The sequence below is a fragment of the Pseudomonas sp. 50_B genome (genome assembly GCF_017491625.1).
Lineage (GTDB): Bacteria > Pseudomonadota > Gammaproteobacteria > Pseudomonadales > Pseudomonadaceae > Aquipseudomonas > Aquipseudomonas danubii.
The window spans coordinates 57,569-72,282 of sequence record NZ_JAFGYX010000009.1; the positions used below are offsets into that span (position 1 = coordinate 57,569).

Genomic DNA, 14,714 nt, shown 5'->3' on the forward strand with positions numbered 1-14,714 from the left:
CTGTGGCTTTTGCCCAGGTGCACAGGGAGTTCGCATGTCCGGTTCGATCCTTTATATCCACGGCTTCAACAGTGCTCCCGCGTCGACCAAGGCCTCTCAGTTGCGGCGTGTCATGGAGCAGCTGGGGCTGGCTGAACAATTGCGGGTACCGGCCCTGCATCATCATCCGCGACAGGCCATTGGCCAGCTGGAGCAGGCGATTGCCGAGCTCGGTCGACCATTGCTGGTCGGCAGCTCGCTCGGCGGCTACTATGCGACTCACCTTGCCGAGCGCTACGGGCTCAAAGCCCTGCTGATCAACCCTGCTGTCAGCCCGCACCGGATGTTCGACGGTTATCTGGGCACGCAGAAAAACCTGTATACCGATGAAACCTGGGAGCTGACCCATGACCATGTGGCGGCCCTGGCAGCGCTGGAAGTCGCGCCGCCTCAGGACCCACAGCGTTATCAGGTGTGGTTGCAGACTGGGGACGAGACGCTGGACTATCGCAGCGCCGAGCGCTATTACCGTGCCTGCGCCTTGCGCATTCAGGCCGGCGGCGATCATAGTTTCCAAGGTTTTGCCGGACAATTGCCGGCGATGTTGAATTTTGCCGGCATCACTGCCGATCAGTACCAGGCGATCGACTTCACGGCACTGTGAAGGCCTCGCCCCATATTCATTGAACGACTAACGACGAGAACCCATGGCCACTCCCAGCGCTAGCTCTTATAACGCAGACGCCATCGAAGTCCTCTCGGGACTCGACCCGGTGCGCAAACGCCCGGGCATGTACACCGACACCACGCGGCCCAACCATTTGGCCCAGGAAGTCATCGACAACAGTGTCGACGAAGCCCTGGCCGGCCATGCGAAGTCGATACAGGTCATCCTGCACGCCGACCATTCCCTGGAAGTCTGCGACGACGGCCGCGGCATGCCCGTGGACATCCACCCGGAAGAGGGCGTGTCCGGGATCGAGCTGATCCTCACCAAGCTCCATGCCGGCGGCAAGTTTTCCAACAAGAACTACCAGTTCTCCGGCGGTCTGCACGGGGTGGGTATTTCCGTGGTCAACGCCCTGTCGCACCAGGTGCGGGTGCGGGTCAAGCGCGACGGCAACGAATACCAGATGACCTTCGCCGACGGCTACAAGGCCACCGAGCTGGAAGTGGTCGGCACCGTGGGCAAGCGCAACACTGGTACCAGTGTGTACTTTGCCCCGGACCCGAAATACTTCGATTCGCCGAAATTCTCCGTCAGCCGCCTCAAGCATGTGCTCAAGGCCAAGGCGGTACTGTGCCCGGGGCTGCTGGTGAGCTTCGAGGACAAGTCCAGCGGTGAGAAGGTGGAGTGGCATTACGAAGACGGCTTGCGCTCCTATCTGGTGGATGCGGTCAGCGAATTCGAACGCCTGCCCAGCGAGCCGTTCTGCGGCAGCCTGGCCGGTAACAAGGAAGCGGTGGACTGGGCCCTGCTGTGGCTACCGGAAGGTGGCGACAGTGTTCAGGAAAGCTACGTCAACCTGATCCCCACGGCCCAGGGCGGTACCCACGTCAACGGCCTGCGCCAGGGCCTGCTGGATGCCATGCGCGAGTTCTGTGAATTCCGCAACCTGCTGCCCCGTGGCCTGAAGCTGGCTCCGGAAGACGTCTGGGAACGGATCGCCTTCGTCCTGTCGATGAAGATGCAAGACGCCCAGTTCTCCGGCCAGACCAAAGAGCGTTTGTCGTCCCGTGAGGCGGCGGCTTTCGTTTCCGGTGTGGTCAAGGACGCCTTCAGCCTGTGGCTCAATGCCAATCCCGAGCTGGGCATGCAACTGGCGGAGTTGGCCATCAGCAACGCCGGTCGCCGCTTGAAGGCCAGCAAGAAGGTCGAACGCAAGCGCATTACCCAGGGCCCGGCGCTGCCCGGCAAGCTGGCGGACTGCGCTGGCCAGGACCCGATGCGTTCCGAGCTGTTCCTGGTGGAGGGTGATTCCGCGGGTGGTTCGGCCAAGCAGGCACGGGACAAGGAATTCCAGGCGATCCTGCCGTTGCGCGGCAAGATCCTCAACACCTGGGAAGTGGACGGCAGCGAAGTCCTGGCCAGCCAGGAAGTGCACAACATTGCCGTGGCCATCGGCGTCGATCCCGGCGCCGAGGACATGAGCCAACTGCGCTACGGCAAGATCTGCATCCTCGCCGACGCCGACTCCGATGGTTTGCACATCGCCACCTTGCTCTGTGCCTTGTTCGTCCAGCATTTCCGCCCGTTGGTGAATGCCGGTCACGTCTATGTGGCCATGCCGCCGCTGTACCGCATCGACCTGGGCAAGGACATCTTCTACGCCCTCGATGATGCCGAGCGCGACGGCATTCTCGATCGCCTGGTGGCCGAGAAGAAGCGTGGCAAGCCCCAGGTCACCCGATTCAAGGGGCTGGGTGAGATGAACCCGCCGCAACTGCGTGAAACCACCATGGACCCGAACACTCGGCGCCTGGTGCAGTTGACCCTGGACGACGTCGAGGCCACCGCAGAAATCATGGACATGCTGCTGGCGAAGAAGCGCGCCGGTGATCGCAAGTCCTGGCTGGAGTCCAAGGGCAACCTGGCCGAGGTGCTGGCCTGATGCACAGAGGTTTTGCCCTGGCCCTAGCGCTATTGGCAACCTCGGTGGTGGCCGCGCCAGTGCCCGAACTGACCTTGTTGTCCGAGCATCCTGTGGAAGGCATGCGCGGCGGCAATCTGTCCGGGCTGGCACTCTGTGGCCAGGATTTGTGGACGGTTTCCGACCGCGATGACGATCAGATCTACAAGCTCGATACCCGCGACAGTGCCTGGCAGGCCGATGCCGTCAAGCTGGAGGTGCCTGCAGTACCCGATACCGGCTTGCCCTGGGGCTTGAAGTCACGGACCTGGGCGGCGTCCTTCGTGCGTGGTGGCGACCTGGATTTCGAAGGCATCTCCTGCGACGCCGCCGGCAACAAGTATGTGATCAGCGAGGCTCATGCCGCGGTGCTACAAGTGCCGGCGCAAGGCGAGCCGGCCTGGTTGAAGATCTCCCCGATCATGGTCCGTGAAGCGCGGGCCAGTGGCATGCTCCTGCATTTCAACGCCTTGTTCGAAGGCCTGGCGGTGAACCCTGCCGGCGACCGGATCTGGTTGGCGGCGGAGCGTGAGCGGCGCGGGCTGTTGCTGGTCAAGCGCGGGCAGACCACTTGGGACTGTGATGGTGGTTGCGTGCTGCTCAGTGAGGCAGGCTCGGAAATGCAGCCGGAGCAGGTGCCCAATGCCAAGGCGGTGTCCCGGGATTTTGCCGACGTGTCGCTGTTCGACGGCAAGTTGTTCACCCTGGAGCGTAACGCCTATCAGATCTGTCGCCGGGATGCGCAGACCGCGAAGGTCGAGCAGTGCTGGTCCTATGCCGCCGAGGCGCTGGTGGAGCATCGACGTTATCCACAGCCCTATGGGCTGGCGGAAGCCTTGGTGGTGGATGCCAAGGGGGCCTGGATCGGTGTGGACAACAACAATGGAGCCCGCGCCGATGGCGAGGCCCGTCCCATCGTCTGGCGTTTTGCGGCGCCTGAAGGTGGCTGGAGTAGCAAGTCATGAGCCAGCAACCGGGCAAGAGTGCCGGGCGCGTGATGCTGATCATGGCCTGGGCTGCTGCGCTGTTTCTGGCCACGCGGTTCTTCGCTGATTGGGAGGCCCGTCAGGAGAACCCGAACACGGTCGTCAGTTCGCAACAACATGAGGGTTATATCGAAGTGAAACTGGTCGGCAACGGCCAGGGGCATTTCGTCGCCAGCGGCCATATCAACGGGCAGCCGGTGCAATTCATGCTCGATACCGGCGCCACTGAGGTGTCGATTCCTTCCGGGCTGGCCGAGCGCCTGGGCCTGGAGCGCGGGGTGCCGGTCACCCTGAGCACGGCCAACGGGCGCAGCGAGGGTTATCGGACCCGTATAGAGCGTTTGCAACTGGGGGATATCGTTCTCCAGGACGTCAGGGCCCTGGTGGCCCCGGGGCTCGACGGCGACCAGATTTTGCTGGGCATGAGCGCTTTGAAGAAACTTGAATTTACTCAGCGCGGCGGCACTATGCTGCTGCGCCAGACAACGAACCAATGAGGCCCGCATGAGCGACTCCCTTGATCTCAGCCTGGATGGCGTAGAACGCCGGTCACTGGCTGACTTCACCGAAAGTGCCTACCTCAACTACTCCATGTACGTGATCATGGACCGTGCTTTGCCGCATATCGGCGACGGCCTGAAACCGGTACAGCGGCGTATCGTCTACGCCATGAGTGAGCTGGGGCTGGATGCCGATTCCAAGCACAAGAAATCCGCGCGTACCGTGGGTGATGTGCTCGGTAAGTTCCACCCTCACGGGGATTCCGCCTGCTACGAAGCCATGGTGCTGATGGCACAGCCCTTCAGCTATCGCTACACGCTGGTGGACGGCCAGGGCAACTGGGGTGCGCCGGACGATCCCAAGTCCTTTGCGGCCATGCGTTACACCGAGGCGCGTCTGTCGCGCTATTCCGAAGTGCTGCTCAGCGAGCTGGGCCAGGGCACTGCGGACTGGGGGCCGAACTTCGACGGCACCTTGCAGGAACCTCTGGTATTGCCGGCGCGTCTGCCGAATATCCTGCTCAACGGCACCACCGGTATCGCCGTGGGCATGGCCACCGACGTGCCGCCGCACAACCTGCGGGAAGTGGCTTCGGCCTGCGTGCGTCTGCTGGACGAACCCAAGGCCACGGTGGAGCAGCTCTGCGAGCATATCCAGGGGCCGGATTACCCCACCGAAGCGGAAATCATCACCCCGCGCGCCGACCTGCTGAAGATCTATGAAACCGGCCGTGGCTCGGTGCGCATGCGCGCCGTGTATCGGATCGAGGATGGCGACATTATTGTCACCGCGCTGCCGCACCAGGTCTCCGGGGCCAAGGTGCTGGAGCAGATTGCCGCGCAGATGCAGGCCAAGAAATTGCCGATGGTGGCCGATCTGCGGGACGAGTCGGACCATGAGAACCCCTGCCGCATCGTGATCATCCCGCGCTCCAACCGGGTCGATCCCGATGAGCTGATGCAGCACCTGTTCGCCACCACCGAGCTGGAATCGACCTACCGGGTCAACATCAACATCATCGGTCTGGACGGCAAGCCGCAGTTGAAGAACCTGCGGGCGTTGCTGGTGGAATGGCTGGAGTTCCGGGTGGCCACCGTGCGCCGGCGCCTGCAGTTCCGCCTGGACAAGGTCGAGCGTCGCCTGCATCTGTTGGACGGTTTGCTGATCGCTTACCTCAACCTGGATGAGGTGATTCACATCATCCGTACCGAGGAGCATCCGCGGGCCAAGCTGATCGAGCGTTTCGCCCTCAGTGAAATCCAGGCCGACTATATCCTCGATACCCGCCTGCGGCAGTTGGCGCGTCTGGAAGAGATGAAGCTGCGGGCCGAGCAGGATGAGTTGCTCAAGGAACAGGCCAAGCTGCAAGCCCTGCTCAACAGCGAGAGCAAGCTGAAGAAGCTGGTACGTACCGAATTGCTGCAAGACGCACAAACCTACGGCGACGACCGGCGTTCCCCGATCGTCGCCCGTGCGGAAGCCAAGGCACTGTCGGAAAACGAGCTGATGCCCACCGAGCCGGTGACCATCGTTCTGTCGGAAAAAGGCTGGGTTCGCTGTGCCAAGGGGCATGATATTGACGCCACTGGTTTGTCCTACAAGGCCGGTGACGGTTACAAGACTGCTGCTGCGGGGCGTTCCAACCAGTTCGCGGTGTTCATCGACTCCACCGGCCGCAGTTACTCGGTGGCGGCCCACACGCTGCCATCGGCCCGTGGTCAGGGCGAGCCGTTGACCGGTCGTCTGACGCCGCCACCGGGTGCGACGTTCGAGTGCGTACTGTTGCCCGATGACGATGCCTTGTATGTGATCGCTTCCGACGCGGGCTATGGCTTCGTGGTCAAGGGCGAAGATCTGCAGGCCAAGAACAAGGCGGGCAAGGCGCTGTTGAGCCTGCCGAACAACGCCAAGGTCCTGGCGCCGCGGCCGGTGGCCGACCGCGAGCAGAACTGGCTGGCCTCGGTGACCACCGAGGGGCGTCTGCTGGTGTTCAAGATCAGCGACCTGCCGCAGTTGGGCAAAGGCAAGGGCAACAAGATCATCGGCATTCCCGGTGAGCGCGTGGCCAGCCGCGAAGAGTACGTCACCGACATCGCGGTACTGCCCGATGGCGCGACCCTGGTGTTGCAGGCGGGCAAGCGCACCTTGTCGTTGAAGGCCGATGACCTTGAACACTACAAGGGCGAGCGCGGGCGTCGTGGCAACAAACTGCCTCGCGGTTTCCAGCGGGTCGATGCGTTGTTGGTAGAGCCGCTCAGTTAAGGGCGGGCTAGAGCGTTCGATCTTGGACTTAAGCGCCAGATCAACGCTAGAACACTGGAGTCATGGCGCATATTCACGGATGATATGCGCGTTTCAAACGCTGGCGTGGCCGGGCGTTATTCAATTTTTTTGAGTATTTACACTGTGGCCAGCCTTGTGGCCGCCACTTGGATGGGATGATGACTGCTCTGCGCCTTCCTCTTGTTTTCTTGCTCGCGGGCGTTTTTGGCCTGGCGGGTTGCAGCGTACACCAGCCGGTGTCGCTGTATCAGCTGGACAGCGGAAGTCCAGCCCAGCCGGCCAGTGCCGGCATGTCGGTATTGTTGGGGCCGGTGTTGATCGCTGACTACCTGCAACGGGAAACCCTCCTGCAACGCCAGGACGATGGCAGCCTGCAAGCCTCCACCGATGGCCGTTGGGCCGGTAGCTTGTCTTCGGACATCGACCAGTTGCTGCTGCGCCAGGTGGCCGGCAACCTGGATAGCCAGCGCGTGGTTCTGGCGCCGGCCACCAGCGGCTTCACTCCGGATGTCCAGGTACTGCTGTCGATCACTCGCCTGGATTCCGGCAAGTCGCAACCGGCGGTACTGGATGCTCAGTGGCGCCTGATCGATCGTCGTGGTCAGGTGCGGGACAACCGCATTGTTCACCTGCAGGAGCAGCATGCGGGTACCACGGCGTCTCAGGTCCAGGCCCAGGGCGTGTTGTTGCAGCGTCTGGCCGAGCAATTGTCGGTCGCCCTCAAACCCCTGGCCAATCAGCCAGCGGTGGCAGAAGTGCCACGCAAGGCGCCGCCGGCACCTGCGCCCAAGCCTGCCGAGCATGAGAAGCAGCCGAAGATCCCAATGGCCACGCCAATCCGTACGGATATGGAAGTGTTCAGATTCTGAGTTGAGCCGCTGCAAGACAAGGCCCGCCTAATCCGCGGGCCTTTTCGTTACTGGCTGTGGCAGGTGTTTCATATGGCCGGCACCATCCTTGTGGTCTGCGAGCAGGCCGCAGTCATGCCTCGCGCTGAAGCTCCTTCGGGGCTTGTCGCAAGCTGCGTCAGTGGCTACACGAAGGCCACAAAAAAGCCCGCACTTGGCGGGCTGTTTCTTGCACGGTGCCAGCCTTACAGCTTGGCCCGTGTCTCATGCATGCGCGCCAATTGCCGTTCCAGCATTGACGGATAGGGCTCCATCAGCCGTTCGACACAGCAAGCTCCTTCCGGGCTGGCGATAGGGCGGATACGCGCGCGCTGACGGATCAGCGCGTCGTCATTGATCTGGCGCTCCACCAGCAGCAGATTGCGGCTGTGCTGGGATAGCGCCAGGGCGTCCTGGGCGGTTTCGGTCAGCAGCAGGTCGATCTGGCTCAGGCCGAACAGTCCTTCGCCCAGCGTCAGGCCCAATTGCAGTTGCAGGGTGATGCCGCTGTCCGCCACTTCGATCTGCAGGGCATGGCCCAGAGCACGCAACAGCTCGCCGCAGCAAATGGCGTTGGTGAGGTAGTCGTCGCCGCTGTCTTCGCTATGGAACAGCATCAGCGTGCTGCCATCGTTCAGGGTGTGCAGTTCGCTCTGGTACAGCGAGGCCGCCTGGTCGAGGCAATCGCGATAGCGCTCCAGCAGTTCCATCAGCCGCGCGCGGGGCAGGCGGCGCAGTTGCTCCTGGGCTCCCAACTGCACTGCGAGTACTGCGCTGTGCTGAGGCTGTGCCGGGACCTGGGGTTGCAGCGCAGGTTTGGGGGCGGGAGTCGACGAGTGATCACGCAGGTCGGCGAACGGATCTTCTTCGTCCAGTTCGTCCTCCTCGGCGCTGACCAGATGCCGTGGCGCAGGCTTCAGACCGGCGAGCGGGGTGCTTTCATCAAAGCTTGGGTCACGCAGGTTACGCACTTCGAATGCGGCTTCGTGTTCCTCGTCATCCTGCTCTTCGAGCTCTGGCTGCGGCTCTGGCTCGGGCTTTTCCGGTACCAGGCGAGCGTGCAGTTGGCGCGCCAGATCACCAATTTCGTCCTGGCGCTGGGTCGCCGGGGTGTGCTCATCCAGGTCCCGCAGCCAGACCCGCAGTTGCAGCAGCGGGGTGGAGATGTGGCGACCCAGGCGCAGGCTCAGGGCCAGAGCCAGGGCCAGCAGGATGGCGCTGAGAATGCCCATGCTCTGCAGGCTGATGGTCATCGGCTGCTGGAACTGCGCCATGTCCAGGCTGATCCGCAGGTTGCCGGCGGTCACGTCCTGGAAGGTGATCTTGGTCTGGTAGACGCCCTCGGTTTCACCCAGCAGGCTGCTCTTGGGGCGTTGCCCGGCTTCGGCGAGGATGCGGTTGTCGACGCTGTAGATCGCCGCATGGGCCACCAGCGGGTTCTTGGTCAGGTTGTTGAGCAGGACGTTGAGGCTGAGGATGTCATTGGACACCAGCAGCTCGGTGGCCGAAGTGGCGGTCTGGGTGGTCAGGCTCTGACCCAGGGCGTCGGCTTGTTCGTGCATGGCTTGCTTGAACTGCAGGCCCATCACACCGGCATAGATCACCAGGGCCAGGGCGACCAGGATCACGTTATGGCTGGCAATGCGCAATGCAATCGGCACACGGCGGTGGCGCAGTGCACGGAAGATCAGCAGGAAGAAGTTATCGGTTTTAACTGGCGTGGGCCGGTTCACTGAGCTCGGCTCTTTTGTCCGTGAAGTTGACGCGCAGTATAGCGACAGGCCCTAGACCGGCAAAGCGCTGGCTGTGCCCGATGGTCACCGAAAGTGGGTAGAATGCGCTTTTTTCCACCTCGGGGGTGCGCCTTGCGCGAAATTGTCCTGATAAACATCACCGGCGAAGATCGTCCCGGTCTGACTGCGGCCATTACGGGTGTTCTGGCCCAGGGTGGTGTGAACATTCTCGACATCGGTCAGGCGGTGATCCACGACACCTTGTCGTTCGGCATCCTGGTTGAAATTCCCAGCAACGAGCAGAGTTCGTCGGTGCTCAAGGACATTCTGTTCACCGCCTACAAGCTCGATCAGCAGGTGCGTTTCACACCGGTGTCCGAGGAGGACTACCAGCAGTGGGTCGACGGGCAGGGCAAGCAACGCCACATCGTCACCCTGCTGACGCGCAAGGTCACCGCCGAGCAGTTGCAGCGTGTGAGTTCGATCACTGCCAAGTATGGTCTGAACATCGATCACATCGATCGCCTGTCCGGGCGCATGCCCCTGGATATGCCAGCCGATCAGGGCAAAGGCTGCATCGAGTTTTCGGTGCGTGGCGAAGCCGCCGATCCGCAAGCCCTGCGAGCCGAATTCCTCAGCGTGGCCCAGGAGCTGAACGTCGACATCGCCTTCCAGGAAGATTCGCTGTTCCGCCGCAACCGCCGCCTGGCGGTGTTTGACATGGACTCGACGCTGATCGAGGCCGAGGTCATCGACGAGCTGGCCAAGGCGGCAGGCGTGGGTGAGCGGGTGGCAGAAATCACCGAGCGGGCCATGGCCGGCGAGCTGGATTTTCGTGCCAGCTTCAAGGAGCGCCTGGCGTTGCTCAAGGGACTGGACGTCAGCGTGCTGGATTCCATCGGCGCGTCCCTGCGCCTGACCGAGGGCGCCGAAACCCTGTTTGCCGAGCTCAAGCGCCTGGGCTACAAGACCGCGATTCTCTCCGGCGGCTTCACCTACTTTGCCAAGCAGTTGCAGGCCAAGCTGGGTATCGATTACGTGTTCGCCAACGAGCTGGAGGTGGTGGACGGCAAGGTCACCGGCGTCGCCATCGAGCCGATTGTCGACGCTCAGCGCAAGGCCGATCTGCTGCGCGAGCTGGCCCACAAGGAAGGCCTGCGCCTGGAGCAGACCATCGCTGTGGGTGATGGCGCCAACGATTTGCCGATGCTGGGAATTGCCGGCTTGGGCGTGGCGTTCCGTGCCAAGCCGCTGGTCAAGCAATCGGCCAAGCAGGCGATCTCGACCCTGGGTCTGGACGGCGTGCTGTATCTGCTGGGTTTCCGCGATCGCGACGGGCAGCTCTGAGTCCCGGGAAAAATCCCCGCCCATAAAAAACGCCGCTGATCAGCGGCGTTTTTTGTGTCCGGCATTCAGGTCTCAAGCCTTGGGCAGACCCATACCCTGGCCCATCCGCACTGGCGAGCCGGCGGCCAGTTCTTCAGCCCACTGCACCTGATCCGGGCCAAACAGCACGATGGCCGTGGAGCCCAGTTTGAAGCGCCCCATCTCTGCGCCTTTTTCCAGATGGATGGGCGCGCGGGCTGCTTCGTCGTAGCGCACGGTCTTGAGCTCGCGTTTGGGTGGCGTTACCAGACCGGCCCAGACGGTTTCAATCGAAGCGACGATCATTGCGCCGACCAGTACCAGCGCCATCGGGCCGCGCTCGGTGTCGAAAATGCACACCACGCGTTCGTTGCGGGCGAACAATTCCGGGACATTCTCGGCGGTGGTCTGGTTGACCGAGAAGATCCGCCCGGGCACGTAGACCATTTCCCGTAGGGTGCCGGCCAGGGGCATGTGCACTCGGTGATAGTCCTTGGGCGACAGGTAGACGGTGGCGAAGTCGCCGCCCATGAAAGGCGCGGCCAGGGCCGGATCGCCACCCAGCAGTTCCAGCACGCTGTAGCTGTGGCCCTTGGCCTGGAATACCCGGCCGTGTTCGATCGGCCCCAGTTGGCTGATGGCACCGTCGGCGGGGCTGAGGATTGCGCCTGGGGTTGGGTCCAGCGGGCGTGCGCCCTCTTTCAGGGCGCGGGTGAAGAAGGCATTGAAATGTTCGTAGGCCGTCACATCCTCCACTTGGGCTTCGGACATGTTCACTTGGTACTGCTTGGCGAACCAGCTGGTGAATGCATTCTTGAACCAGCGCACACGGCACTCGGCAATGCAGCCCGCCAGGCGTGACAGCAGGTGATGAGGCAGCAGGTACTGGCTGAGGATGAACAAACGCTTTTTCATTGGGGGTCCTTAAAAACCTTAAATCTCTACGGGCGTATCGGGATGATTGCCCCATTCGCCCCAGGAGCCGGCGTAGCCCTTGACCCGTGGGTAGCCCAGCGCCTTGGCCACCAGATAGGTGAAGCCCGAGCGGTGGTGGGTCTGGCAGTGGGTGATCACTTCTTTGTCTTTGCTGATGCCCAGGTCCGCGAGGATCTGCGGCATGTCGCGGCGGATGCGCAGATGGCGCGCCTGGTCCATGCCGGCGGTCCACTCGAAGTTCACTGCACCGGGAATGTGTCCGCCCTTGGCGGCCAGGACTTTCTCCCCGGAGTATTCCAGCGGGCCGCGAGCGTCCCAGATGGCCAGGTCAGCTGCACCGAGACGGCTTTGCAGGTATTCGCGGGTGGCGGTGGGTTCGTCATGCAGGATCAGGGGCACTGGGCCGCCTGCCGGGGCCGGGACTTCGGTGGTCACTGGCAGGCTTTGTGCCAGCCAGGCCGTGAGGCCGCCGTCCAGATAGTGGTAGCGACTGTGGCCGATCACGTCCAGCAGCCAGATGAAGCGGCCGGCCCAGCCTCCGCCTTCGTCGTCATAGACCACGTAGACCGCGTCCGGGTTGTGCCCGAGCTCGCCGAAGAGCGCTTCAAGTGCGTTCTGTGGCGGTAGCAGTCCGGGAGCGGGGGGCTGGCCGAGCTGGGTGCGCTTGGGGTCGATGAAGCGCGCCCCGGGAATATGCCCGGTTGCATAGCGGGCAGCGCTGGTCAGGTCGACCAGGATCAGTTCGCGGGCGTCGAGGCGGGCGAGCAAGTCGCTCGGTTCGATGACCAGCGGCAAGCCAGAGAAGTCAGACATGTCAGGTCCCCAGGGCACAAAGGGAAGGATTGTAGCGCAAGCGTCATTGGCTGCGGTTGGTAAAGCTATGCAAGGCTTTTTCGATGCACTGAGCGGTCTTGCCGAACGCCTGGACGCTGATTTCCGAGAACGGAACGCCGCCCTGATCGGCCACGGCCAGCATCAGTACCCGGCCGTTGCACGACAGGGAACGCATCAGCAGGTGCTCGCCCCGAAACAACTGGCGCAAGGAGATTGGCAGGTGGGCGGAGAACTGCCCATTGTTGGTCGGCGTCAGGCGCACCTGGGCAGATTTTTCCAGCAGGCGTTGCAGGACCGTGCTCTGTTTGGTCTGCAGTGTCAGCCCTGCTGTTTCCTTGGGCAGACCATAGAGTTGCTGTACCCGCAGGTGGCTCTGGCTGCGGTCCACCATCAGTAACAGCACTCGACGCATGCCGCAGGCCACCAGGGCATCTCGGGCAAAGCTGGTGAGGTGCACGGCATTGGTGAAGGGGCTGGGTTCCAGTAGAAGTTCGCTGCAGAGCTTGCGCCATTTGGCCAACTCCTCGGCTGTCGGAGCCGGTACCGGCTGTTCACCGTTGTGCAGGCGCCGGACATCCCAGGGCCAGATCAGGGCCTGGGCCGGGTGCCAGAGATCGGGTTGGCTGTCATTGCGAGCGCTGGTTACGGCCTGCTGGTGTAGCTGTTGCTGGACCTGGGCGACCGGCATTTGTAGATACAGGCCGGTAAGGTTTTGCCAGCGTCGGCCATGAGCGTTGTTCCAGGAGTGCTGCGCCGCCAAGGCCAGGCCGTTGGCCAGCAGGACGCAGTTGGCTGGCTGGTTCAGCCAGCGCTGCAGGTCCGGATCGGCATCCAGGCGCTGTTGCTGGCGCAGCGGATGTTCGCTGTCGCGGGCGATCAGCATGACCTTGGCCAGTTGACGCTGCTCCTGGGTCAGCAGGCGATAACCCTGCCGCACCCAGATTGGCAGGTGCCAGGCATGGACCAGGGCCTGGCACAATTCCATCAGCCGAACGCCGAACAGTTGCATTTCTACCTGACGAGCCGACTCGTGCTTATAGATGACTCGCAGTTCCCATTCTTCCACGAGCTTGGGGTAGACCAGGGCCATGGCCCACAGTGGCGAGAGGAACAGCAGGCTGCCCCAGTGAATGTCCTGCCACAGTCGGGCCAGGCGCCCGGCGAAAAAACCGTTGGCTTGCTGGGTGGCGTGCTGGCTGATCAGTTGCAACTGACGCAGAGCCTGCGGAATCTGTTCCTCTGGCAGGGTGGGCAGTTGTTCGAGCAGTTCTTCGGTGCGCTTGAGTCCCAGGCGGTTGACCGCGACCTCCAGGTTTTCTGCCGGTTCGCTCATGCTGCCGTGGGAGTGCCGGTTGGCTTCGCGGATCACGCTCAGGGCCAGCGCCGGGCTGTTTTGCATCAGTTCGGCAATGTCCCGCAGCGAACTGCGATTGTTGGCGATGGCTTTGCACACTCGATCATGGCTGGCTTGCGGCACGGGCAAGCGCACGCCATTGAGGAGCTTTACCCAGGCGTCGAGAGAGGTGGGCGGGGAATGTGGGACGTTGGTTTCATTAGACATGGTCGGGCGCAATCATCGTCTGCTGTGAACACGCCCAGAGCGGGCCAAACTGGCTTTTCGCCTTAACTGGCTATAGTCTGGCGCAGTTTTGCCGATAAGTAGAAGAAGAGTTTTAAGAACTTCCGAATATGACCTTGAACCCGACTCAGTAAGTACTCTCCTACCTATGGCTAAAATTATCGGCATCATCGTCGTATTCGCGAGCGTGCTCGGCGGATACGTGCTTTCACACGGCAAAATCGCGGCACTGATCCAGCCTTTCGAGGTTTTGATCATTGGTGGTGCTGCCTTTGGCGCATTCCTCCAGGCCAACCCAGGCTATATGACGATGCATGTCATCAAAAAGTCGCTGGGTATGTTCGGTTCGCGCTTCACTCACACCTTCTATCTGGAAGTGCTAGGGCTGATCTACGAGATCCTCAACAAAAGTCGTCGCGAAGGCATGATGGCCATCGAGGGTGACATCGAGGACGCTGCGGCCAGTCCGATTTTCGCCAAGTATCCTGCGGTGCTCAAAGATGAGCGCATGACCGCATTTGTCTGTGACTACCTGCGCATCATGTCCTCCGGCAACATGGCTCCTCACGAGCTGGAAGGGTTGTTCGACATGGAACTGTTCAGTCTCAAGGAAGACCTTGAGCATCCCTCCCATGCAGTTACCGGGATCGCCGATGGCATGCCCGGTTTCGGTATCGTGGCGGCGGTATTGGGGATCGTGGTAACCATGGCGTCCCTGGGGGATGGCGACCAGGCGTCCATTGGCTTGCACGTAGGTGCGGCGTTGGTCGGGACCTTCTTCGGTATCCTCGCGGCCTATGGTTTCTTTGGTCCGTTGGCCACTTCCCTGGCGCACGATGCGAAGGAAGAGCTGAACGTTTACGAAGCCATCAAGGCGTCCCTGGTCGCTTCGGCTTCCGGCATGCCGCCTTCGCTGGCGGTGGAGTTCGGGCGCAAGGTTCTGTACCCAGCGCACCGTCCTAGCTTCGCCGAGCTGGAACAAGCGGTTCGCGGTCGTTAAG

At 62.2% G+C, this 14,714-nt stretch carries 12 protein-coding genes; 8 read left to right on the forward strand and 4 right to left on the reverse strand.

Translation table 11 applies throughout. The features are described 5' to 3' along the window. The first annotated feature begins 34 nt into the window (after positions 1-34). The 6 genes from J5M73_RS14600 to J5M73_RS14625 all read left to right on the forward strand — a co-directional run bounded on the left by J5M73_RS14600 (position 35) and on the right by J5M73_RS14625 (position 7,248). Positions 35-643 (forward strand): YqiA/YcfP family alpha/beta fold hydrolase, encoded by a 609-nt coding sequence (locus J5M73_RS14600; protein ID WP_102862890.1) that lies wholly within the window; start codon positions 35-37, stop codon positions 641-643. 43 nt (positions 644-686) lie between these two features. Next, positions 687-2,591: a DNA topoisomerase IV subunit B gene (gene parE / locus J5M73_RS14605; protein ID WP_102862891.1), complete on the forward strand. Its 1,905-nt coding sequence runs from the start codon at positions 687-689 to the stop codon at positions 2,589-2,591. Further along, positions 2,591-3,574, forward strand: a complete 984-nt coding sequence (locus J5M73_RS14610) for an esterase-like activity of phytase family protein (protein ID WP_102862892.1) — start codon at positions 2,591-2,593, stop codon at positions 3,572-3,574. Before parE ends, J5M73_RS14610 begins: the two co-directional genes overlap by 1 nt. Next, the gene (locus J5M73_RS14615) at positions 3,571-4,092 is read left to right on the forward strand and encodes a TIGR02281 family clan AA aspartic protease (protein WP_102862893.1); all 522 of its coding nucleotides are present in this window, start codon (positions 3,571-3,573) and stop codon (positions 4,090-4,092) included. The genes J5M73_RS14610 and J5M73_RS14615 overlap by 4 nt, the downstream gene beginning before the upstream one ends. A 7-nt stretch (positions 4,093-4,099) precedes the next feature. Continuing rightward, on the forward strand, positions 4,100-6,358 hold the full coding sequence (parC, locus tag J5M73_RS14620; RefSeq protein WP_102862894.1) for a DNA topoisomerase IV subunit A: 2,259 nt from the start codon (positions 4,100-4,102) through the stop codon (positions 6,356-6,358). Between the two features lie 179 nt (positions 6,359-6,537). Continuing rightward, the gene (locus J5M73_RS14625; protein ID WP_102862895.1) at positions 6,538-7,248 is read left to right on the forward strand and encodes an ABC-type transport auxiliary lipoprotein family protein; all 711 of its coding nucleotides are present in this window, start codon (positions 6,538-6,540) and stop codon (positions 7,246-7,248) included. A 224-nt stretch (positions 7,249-7,472) separates the two neighbouring features. Here the strand turns inward: J5M73_RS14625 and J5M73_RS14630 are convergent, their stop codons facing one another. After that, entirely contained in the window at positions 7,473-8,999 is a 1,527-nt protein-coding gene (locus tag J5M73_RS14630) for an AhpA/YtjB family protein (RefSeq protein WP_102862896.1), read from the reverse strand. 132 nt (positions 9,000-9,131) lie between these two features. Between J5M73_RS14630 and serB the strand changes: the two genes are divergently transcribed. After that, positions 9,132-10,346 (forward strand): phosphoserine phosphatase SerB, encoded by a 1,215-nt coding sequence (gene serB / locus J5M73_RS14635; protein ID WP_102862897.1) that lies wholly within the window; start codon positions 9,132-9,134, stop codon positions 10,344-10,346. A 72-nt stretch (positions 10,347-10,418) separates the two neighbouring features. Here the strand turns inward: serB and asd are convergent, their stop codons facing one another. The 3 genes from asd to J5M73_RS14650 are packed head-to-tail and all read right to left on the reverse strand — an operon-like array spanning position 10,419 to position 13,695. Further along, positions 10,419-11,279, reverse strand: coding sequence for an archaetidylserine decarboxylase (gene asd, locus J5M73_RS14640; RefSeq protein WP_102862898.1), 861 nt, complete (start codon positions 11,277-11,279; stop codon positions 10,419-10,421). A gap of 18 nt (positions 11,280-11,297) precedes the next feature. After that, a complete protein-coding gene (rhdA, locus tag J5M73_RS14645) occupies positions 11,298-12,113 on the reverse strand; it encodes a thiosulfate sulfurtransferase (protein ID WP_102862899.1) in 816 nt (271 codons plus the stop codon). Positions 12,114-12,156: 43 nt separating this feature from the next. Continuing rightward, complete coding sequence (locus J5M73_RS14650) at positions 12,157-13,695, reverse strand: HDOD domain-containing protein (protein ID WP_102862900.1); 1,539 nt, start codon at positions 13,693-13,695, stop codon at positions 12,157-12,159. Between the two features lie 166 nt (positions 13,696-13,861). On the opposite strand from J5M73_RS14650, the gene motA reads away from it, so the two are divergent. After that, positions 13,862-14,713, forward strand: coding sequence for a flagellar motor stator protein MotA (motA, locus tag J5M73_RS14655; RefSeq protein WP_102862901.1), 852 nt, complete (start codon positions 13,862-13,864; stop codon positions 14,711-14,713). Position 14,714: the final 1 nt, after the last annotated feature.

Excerpts from the sequence above, each read along its gene's own strand:
- J5M73_RS14600 (WP_102862890.1), top strand. The coding sequence starts at position 35 with ATGTCCGGTTCGATCCTTTATATCCACGGCTTCAACAGTGCTCCCGCG.
- parE (WP_102862891.1), top strand. The coding sequence starts at position 687 with ATGGCCACTCCCAGCGCTAGCTCTTATAACGCAGACGCCATCGAAGTC.
- J5M73_RS14610 (WP_102862892.1), top strand. The coding sequence starts at position 2,591 with ATGCACAGAGGTTTTGCCCTGGCCCTAGCGCTATTGGCAACCTCGGTG.
- J5M73_RS14615 (WP_102862893.1), top strand. The coding sequence starts at position 3,571 with ATGAGCCAGCAACCGGGCAAGAGTGCCGGGCGCGTGATGCTGATCATG.
- parC (WP_102862894.1), top strand. The coding sequence starts at position 4,100 with ATGAGCGACTCCCTTGATCTCAGCCTGGATGGCGTAGAACGCCGGTCA.
- J5M73_RS14625 (WP_102862895.1), top strand. The coding sequence starts at position 6,538 with ATGACTGCTCTGCGCCTTCCTCTTGTTTTCTTGCTCGCGGGCGTTTTT.
- asd (WP_102862898.1), bottom strand. The coding sequence starts at position 11,279 with ATGAAAAAGCGTTTGTTCATCCTCAGCCAGTACCTGCTGCCTCATCAC.
- rhdA (WP_102862899.1), bottom strand. The coding sequence starts at position 12,113 with ATGTCTGACTTCTCTGGCTTGCCGCTGGTCATCGAACCGAGCGACTTG.
- J5M73_RS14650 (WP_102862900.1), bottom strand. The coding sequence starts at position 13,695 with ATGTCTAATGAAACCAACGTCCCACATTCCCCGCCCACCTCTCTCGAC.
- motA (WP_102862901.1), top strand. The coding sequence starts at position 13,862 with ATGGCTAAAATTATCGGCATCATCGTCGTATTCGCGAGCGTGCTCGGC.